Raw genomic sequence first — 7923 nt, 5'->3', positions numbered from 1 at the left:
GTTCGTGGTGAGCCAGACAGCAGCTCCGCCGTCCCCGGCGAGCGCCCCCGCCCAGGACGTCCCCACCTACGCACCCGGTGAGCTGGCCGCCCTGGCCGCCCGGCACGGCCTGACGGTCAGCGGCGCCCGGCCCTCGCTGCCCGCCTACATCCGGCAGCTGTGGGGGCGGCGGCACTTCATCGCCGCGTTCGCGACGGCCAAGCTGACCGCCCAGTACAGCCAGGCGAAGCTCGGCCAGATCTGGCAGATCATGACGCCGCTGTTGAACGCGACGGTCTACTACTTCATCTTCGGCGTCCTGATGAACACCAAGCACGGGGTGGAGGACTTCGTCCCGTTCCTCGTCACCGGGGTCTTCATCTGGACGTTCACCGCCAGCTCGATCACCGCGGGCACGCGGGCGATCAGCGGCAACATCGGCCTGGTGCGGGCCCTGCACTTCCCGCGCGCCTCACTGCCGGTGGCCCTCGCCCTCCAGCAGTTGCAGCAACTGCTGTTCTCACTCGGCGCGCTGACCCTGATCCTGCTGGTGTTCGGCCAGTACCCCCGCCCGTCCTGGCTGCTGGCCGTCCCGGCGCTCGCGCTCCAGGCGGTGTTCAACACCGGGGTGTCGATGGGTGTGGCCCGGCTGACGGCGAAGACCCCGGACATCGCGCAGCTGACGCCGTTCGTGCTGCGGACCTGGATGTACTCCTCCGGCGTGATGTGGAGCCTGGACCACCTGCTCAAGGGGGAACGGGTGCCGCACGCGGTGCTGGTGGCGCTGGAGTACAACCCGGCGGCGCTCTTCATCAACCTCATGCGGTACGCGCTCATCGACAGCTACACCTGGGCGCAGCTGCCACCCTTCGCATGGGCGGTGGCGGCGGGCTGGGCGCTGCTGTGCGGAGTGGCCGGATTCGTGTATTTCTGGAAGGCCGAGGAGACCTACGGACGTGGCTGACCTCAAGGATTCCCCCGGGGACGACCGTGTCCCGACGGTCGTCGTCGACGACGTCCACATCACGTACACGGTCAACGGCGCCCGTACGGGCAAGGGCAGCGCCACCTCCGCGCTCAGCCGGCTCACCTCCCGGCGCCGTACCCCCGGCGCACGCCAGGTGCACGCCGTGAAGGGCGTCAGCTTCGCCGCGTACAAGGGCGAGGCGATCGGCCTGATCGGCTCCAACGGCTCGGGCAAGTCGACGCTGCTCAAGGCGGTCGCGGGCCTGCTCCCGCCGAGCCGGGGCAGGGTCCACACCCAGGGCCAGCCGTCGCTGCTCGGCGTGAACGCGGCACTGATGGGCGACCTGACCGGCGAGCGCAACGTGGTGCTGGGCGGACTCGCGATGGGCATGACGCGCGAACAGATCCGCGAACGCTACGACGGGATCGTCGACTTCTCCGGCATCAACGAGAAGGGCGACTTCATCACGCTGCCGATGCGCACGTACTCCTCGGGCATGGGCGCGAGGCTCCGCTTCTCCATCGCGGCGGCCAAGAGCCACGACGTACTCCTGATCGACGAGGCGCTGTCCACGGGCGACGCGAAGTTCCAGCGCCGCAGCAAGGACCGCATCAAGGAACTGCGCGCCGAGGCGGGCACGGTCTTCCTGGTCAGCCACAGCAACAAATCGATCACCGAGACCTGCGACCGGGCCCTGTGGCTGGAAGCGGGCACGCTGAGGATGGACGGCCCGGCAGAGGAAGTGGTGAAGGCCTATGAGGCCTTCACCAAGCGCAAGTAACCAACTCAGACCAGCCACAGCCGGCCCACCGCCCCCAGCCCGCCCGGCGATGGAGGGCATCTTCTCCAGCCGGTCCGGCGCTTGAGGACATCTCTTCAGCCCGTCCGGCGCTTGAGGACGGACCCCACGCCGAGGGGGCCGGCACCACCACGTGGCGCCGGCCCCCACAGACGTACACGACCCCCTACGCGTGCGTACGCAACAACGTCCGCATCGTCCGCATGGCCACCGACAGATTCGCCAGATCGAACGCGTCCGACCCCTGGATCTCCTCCAGCGTCGACCGCGACCGGGCAAGGATCGCCGCGTTCTGCGACTCCCACGCCCGGAACCGCTCCTCCGGCGTGGACGACCCGTTCCCCACACTCAGCACGTCCGAGGTGAGCGCCGCGTGCGCCGCGTAGAGGTCCTCGCGGATGGAGGCGCGGGCCATGGACTGCCAGCGGTCGGCCCGCGGCAGCTCGATGATCCGGTCCATCAGCTGGGTGATCCGCAGCCGGTCCGCGAGGTCGTAGTAGACCTCGGCGACCTCCAGCGGATCCTGGCCCGTACGGTCGGCGATGGCCACGATGTCCAGCGCCGGGAAGGCGGAGGAGAACCCGGCCACCCGGACCGCCAGCTCGTCCGGCACACCGGCGGCCGTCAGCTCGTCCAGGATCGAGTGGTACCAGTCCAGGTCCGCGCCCTTGACCAGCTTGGGCAGTTCGTCCCAGACCCGCGCGACACCGTCCCGGAAGCTCCGAATCGTCTCCGCGATGGCGACGGGCTGCGGCCGGTTGCCGAGCAGCCAGCGCGAACCGCGCTCGACCAGGCGCCGCGAGTGCAGCCGGATCCGGGTCTGGACATCGGCGGCGACCTTGTTGTCGAGCGCCTCGACCGCGTCCCACACCCGGGACAGGCCGAAGATCTCACGGGCCGTGAACTGGGCCCGCACGATCTCCTCGATCGACGCCCCCGTCTCCTCGCGCAGCCGGTGCAGGAAGGTCGAACCGGCGGTGTTCACCGTGTCGTTGACCAGGACCGTCGTGATGATCTCGCGCCGCAGCGCGTGCCCGTCGACCGCCTCGGGGAACCGCTCGCGCAGCTGGCTCGGGAAGTAGGCGTGCACCAGCTTCTGCAGGTGCGGGTCGTCCGGCAGGACGGTGGAGATCAGCTCGTCCGCCGTCGTGATCTTGGTGTAGGCGATCAGCACGGCCAGCTCGGGCTGGCTCAGCCCCTTCTCGTTGCTGAGCAGCTCCCGGATGTGCCGGTCGGCGGGCAGGAACTCCAGCGCCCGGTCGAGAGCACCGTCGCGCTCCAGGCGGCGCATGAAGCGCTGCTGGGCGTGGAGCAGGGACGGGGCCTGGGCGGAGGCGTTGGAGAGCGCGACGTTCTGCGCGTAGTTGTTGCGCAGGACGAGCGCGCCGACCTCGTCGGTCATGTCGGCGAGCAGCTTGTTGCGCTGCTTGACGGTCATGTCGCCGTCCCGGACCAGACCGTTGAGCAGGATCTTGATGTTCACCTCGTGGTCGGAGGTGTCCACACCGGCGCTGTTGTCGATCGCGTCGGTGTTGATCCGGCCGCCGCCGCGGGCGAACTCGATCCGGCCGAGCTGGGTGGCCCCGAGGTTGCCGCCCTCGCCGACGACCTTGGCCCGCAGGTCCTCGCCGTTGACGCGGATCGCGTCGTTGGCCTTGTCACCGACGTCCGCGTTCGACTCGGTGACGGCCTTGATGTACGTACCGATGCCGCCGTTCCACACCAGGTCGACGGGGGCCTTGAGGATGGTCTGCATCAGGTCGGCGGGCGTCATCTTGCTCACCGAGGGGTCGATGCCCAGCGCCTCGCGGACGTGCGAGTTGAGCGGGATCGACTTGGCGCTGCGCGGGTGGATCCCGCCGCCCGCCGAGAGCAGGCCCGTTTCGTAGTCGGCCCAGGAGCTGCGGGGCAGATCGAAGAGCCGGCGTCGCTCGGCGTACGAGGTGGCGGCGTCCGGGTTCGGGTCGATGAAGATGTGCCGGTGGTCGAAGGCGGCGACGAGTCGGATGTGCTCGGAGAGCAGCATCCCGTTGCCGAACACGTCACCGGACATGTCGCCGACACCGACGACGGTGAAGTCCTCGGTCTGGGTGTCGTGGCCCAGCTCGCGGAAGTGCCGCTTGACGGACTCCCAGGCGCCCCGGGCGGTGATGCCCATGCCCTTGTGGTCGTAGCCGGCCGAGCCGCCGGAGGCGAACGCGTCGCCGAGCCAGAAGCCGTACGCGACGGCGACCTCGTTGGCGATGTCGGAGAAGCTCGCGGTGCCCTTGTCGGCGGCGACGACGAGGTAGGTGTCGTCCTCGTCGTGCCGGACGACGTCGGAGGGCGGCACGACCTCGCCGGCCACCATGTTGTCGGTGATGTCGAGCAGCGCGGAGATGAACGTGCGGTACGCGGCGATGCCCTCGGCGAACCAGGCGTCCCGGTCCACGGACGGGTCCGGGAGCTGCTTGGCGACGAAGCCGCCCTTGGCGCCGACGGGCACGATGACGGTGTTCTTCACCATCTGCGCCTTGACCAGTCCGAGGATCTCCGTACGGAAGTCCTCGCGCCGGTCCGACCAGCGCAGCCCGCCTCGGGCGACCTTGCCGAAGCGCAGGTGGACGCCCTCCACACGCGGCGAGTAGACCCAGATCTCGTACGCCGGCCGGGGCGCGGGCAGGTCCGGGATGGCCTGCGGGTCGAACTTCATCGAGACGTACGAATGCGGGGTGCCGTCGTCCGTGTGCTGGAAGAAGTTGGTCCGCAGGGTGGCCTTGATGACGGTGAGGAAAGACCGCAGGATCCGGTCCTCGTCGAGCGAGGCGACCTGGTCCAGGGCCCCGTCGAGCTCCTCCAGGAGTCCGTCGGTCAGCTCGGTGCCGGCGCTCTGGCGGCCGGGCGACATGCGGGCCTCGAAGAGCGAGACGAGCAGCCGGGTGGTGTGGACGTTGTTGCGGAGCGTGGACTCCATGTAGTCCTGGCTGAAGGTGGATCCGGCCTGCCGCAGGTACTTCGCGTAGGCGCGCAGCACCATCGCCTGCCGCCAGTTCAGCCCGGCGCCGAGGACCAGGGAGTTGAAGCCGTCGTTCTCCGCCTCGCCCTTCCAGACGGCGGCGAAGGCTTCCTGGAAGCGGGCGCGGGCGTCGTCGGCGAGGTAGCCGCCGTTGCCGTTGGCCAGCGGCATCCGCAGCCCGAAGTCGTAGATCCAGGCGTGGGTACGGTCCGCGCAGCGCAGCTCGTACGGCCGCTCGTCGACGACCTCGACGCCGAGCTGCTGGAGCGCCGGGAGGACGGCGGAGAGGGAGACCTGCTCGCCGGTCCGGTAGATCTTGAAGCGGCGCTCGCCGGGGCCCGCGCCGACCGGCTCGTACAGGCTGAGGGCGAAGTCCTTCTCGCCCTGCTTGAGGGTCTCCAGGTGGACCAGGTCGGCCACGGCGGCGCGCGGCGAGTGGTCGGCCTTGTAGCCCTCGGGGAACGAGTGGCCGTACTGGCGCTGGAGTTCCGCGCCGCGTTCCTCGCCCAGCTCGGCGGTGAGCGCCTCCTGGAAGCCGTCGGCCCAGGAGCGGGCGGCCTCGACGAGACGGGCCTCGATGCGGTCGGCGTCGGCGTCCGTCAGGTGCGGCAGCTCGGTGCCGGCCGGGACGCGGATGACGAAGTGCAGCCGGGAGAGGATCGACTCGGTGTTCCAGGCGGTGAAGTCCACGCTGTTGCCGCCGAGCTCCTCCTTGAGGATGTCGATCAGCCGCAGGCGTACGCCGGTGGTGTACCGGTCGCGCGGCAGGTAGACGATCGCGGAGTAGTAGCGCCCGTACTCGTCCTGACGCAGGTAGAGCCGCAGCCGACGGCGCTCCTGGAGGTAGAGGACGGAGGTCACGATGGAACGGAGCTGGTCGACGGGCGTCTGGAACAGCTCGTCGCGGGGGTAGGTCTCCAGGATCTGGAGCAGGTCGCGGCCGTCGTGGCTGTTGTACGAGAAGCCCGCGCCTTCGACGACCTCGGCGACCTTGCGGCGGATGACGGGCACCCGGCGCACGGACTCGGTGTAGGCGGCGGAGGAGAAGAGCCCGAGGAAGCGCCGCTCGCCGACGACGTTGCCCTTGGCGTCGAACTTCTTCACGCCGACGTAGTCGAGGTAGCTGGGGCGGTGCACGGTGGCCCGGCTGTTGGCCTTCGTCAGGACGAGGAGCTTGTGCTCGCGGGCCTTGGCGCGGGCGTCGGCGGGCAGCCGGTCGAAGGACGGGCTGACCGGGTGGGCCTCGTCCTCGCTGTGGTGCGGGTCGGAGCGCAGGATGCCGAGCCCGGTGCCGGGCACGGCGGCCAGCGCGTCGCTGTCCTTCAGCTCGTACTCGCGGTAGCCGAGGAAGGTGAAGTGGTCGGCGGCCAGCCAGCGCAGCAGCTCGCGGGCCTCCTCGACCTCCTCGTCGGCCAGGTCGTCCAGCGGTTCGCCGGGCAGGTCGTCGGCGATCCGGAGGGCGGCTTCGCGCATCTTCCCCCAGTCCTCGACGGTCTCCCGCACGTCGGACAGGACGCGCAGCAGGTCGGCGGTGATCTGCTGGAGGTCGGCGCGGTCGGTCTCGCGGTCGATCTCGACGTGGATCCAGGACTCGACGAGCGCGTCGTGGGGCAGCTCGGGCTTGGCGTCCTTGGACTTCTTCCGGCCCTGGGAGGCATTGGGGAGACCGGGGCCGCCGGAGAGGACCTCGATGAGCTTGCCGGTGACATCGCGGCGGACGGTGACCTGCGGGTGGATCACGACGTGGATGCCGCGCCCCTGCCGGGACAGCTCGTTGGTGACGGAGTCCACCAGGAAGGGCATGTCGTCGGTGACGACCTCGACGACGGAGTGGCTGCAGGTCCAGCCGTTCTCCTCGACCGTCGGGGTGTGCACCCGGACGTTCGCGGTGCCCTGCGGACGGTTCTCGGCCAGCCGGTAGTGCGAGGCGGCGGCGCCGAAGACGTCGACCGGGTCACGGCCGCTGAGGTCCTCCGGAGCCGTGTGCAGGTAGTAGCGCTGGAGGTAGGCGAGCACCGTGTCCTGACCGGGACGGGCGCTCTCGTCGGCCCCGGCAGCGGAAGTCCGCGCCCGGGGGGCACCTCCCGGGCCACCGACACCACCGCCCGGACCGTTTTCAGCTACCTTGGCGGCCCCTGCGAGCAGCTCGGCCTTGGCTTCGTCCAGCTTGGTCTGCATGTCCTCTGGCTCCTGTCGCGCGCCGTTGCGTGACGTAGGTGAGAAAAGCGGCGTACCGCCACGACGCGGGGTTTCCGGTCTGGGTCGACGCTATGCCGCTTCGAGAGATACCCGGGACCATATTGGCCATTTTCGGCAGCCGGTCCGGAGTCGGGAGATCGCGGATCGCCCGGGTGCTGTGGCACTCCGGGCGGCGGCCGGGGGCTTCGCTGCCCCCGAGGCGTATCGCGCTGATCACGGCACCAGGCTATCGCCCTCGCACCCCGTTGCGTCATGAGCTGCTTGTGTACAAAAGAACCCCCCGAACTTTGACACTCTGGACAGTGCGCCGCGCCGTCTTGGCGAACTCCCGAAACCGGGGCAGTCTGTCCGTACCGCAAGGATCCAGGCCCTCGGCACACCAACGGGGCCACCGGCCCCGAGGAGTCCCGCCATGCCGCAGAAGATCCTCATCGTCACCGGCGACGCCGCCGAGTCCCTCGAAGTCCTCTACCCGTACCAACGGCTGCTGGAGGAGGGTTACGAGGTCGACATCGCGGCGCCCGAGCGCAAGACGCTGCGTTTCGTGGTCCACGACTTCGAGCCCGGCTTCGACACGTACACGGAGAAGCCCGGCTACACCTGGCCCGCCGACCTGTCCTTCTCCGAGGTCGACCCCGGGGCGTACATCGCCCTGGTGATCCCCGGCGGTCGCGCCCCCGAGTACCTCCGCAACAACGCCGAGCTGCGGAAGATCGTCGGCGCCTTCTTCTCCGCGGACCGCCCGGTCGCCCAGATCTGCCACGGCCCCCTGATCACCGCCGCCACCGGCAGCCTCAGCGGCCGCAACGTCACGGCCTACCCGGCCCTGGAACCGGACATGCAGAGCGCGGGCGCGACCTTCCAGGACACGGAGGCGGTCGTGGACGGCACCGTGGTCTCCTCCCGAGCCTGGCCGGACCACCCGGTCTGGATGCGGGAGTTCCTGAAGGTGCTACGCACCCAATAGAACCCGCCCACACACCC

At 69.8% G+C, this 7923-nt stretch carries 4 protein-coding genes; 3 read left to right on the top strand and 1 reads right to left on the bottom strand.

From position 1 onward, the window contains the following. Nucleotides 1–4: 4 nt before the first annotated feature. Together HET64_RS33460 and HET64_RS33455 are read left to right on the top strand one after the other, a co-directional pair. Nucleotides 5–943 carry an ABC transporter permease gene (locus tag HET64_RS33460; protein ID WP_215110944.1) on the top strand — a complete coding sequence of 313 codons (939 nt, stop codon included), beginning with the start codon at nucleotides 5–7 and terminating at the stop codon, nucleotides 941–943. Beyond that, on the top strand, nucleotides 936–1727 hold the full coding sequence (locus HET64_RS33455) for an ABC transporter ATP-binding protein (RefSeq protein ID WP_215110942.1): 792 nt from the start codon (nucleotides 936–938) through the stop codon (nucleotides 1725–1727). Before HET64_RS33460 ends, HET64_RS33455 begins: the two co-directional genes overlap by 8 nt. A 184-nt stretch (nucleotides 1728–1911) precedes the next feature. On the opposite strand, the gene HET64_RS33450 is transcribed toward HET64_RS33455, so the two are convergent. Further along, on the bottom strand, nucleotides 1912–6918 hold the full coding sequence (locus HET64_RS33450) for an NAD-glutamate dehydrogenase (RefSeq protein ID WP_215110940.1): 5007 nt from the start codon (nucleotides 6916–6918) through the stop codon (nucleotides 1912–1914). 433 nt (nucleotides 6919–7351) lie between these two features. On the opposite strand from HET64_RS33450, the gene HET64_RS33445 reads away from it, so the two are divergent. Beyond that, a complete protein-coding gene (locus HET64_RS33445; RefSeq protein ID WP_215110938.1) occupies nucleotides 7352–7906 on the top strand; it encodes a DJ-1/PfpI family protein in 555 nt (184 codons plus the stop codon). Nucleotides 7907–7923 lie beyond the last annotated feature (17 nt).

The sequence above is a fragment of the Streptomyces sp. McG3 genome, assembly GCF_018619185.1.
In the GTDB taxonomy this organism is placed as follows: domain Bacteria; phylum Actinomycetota; class Actinomycetes; order Streptomycetales; family Streptomycetaceae; genus Streptomyces.
This window is presented reverse-complemented; position numbering and strand designations above follow the sequence as displayed.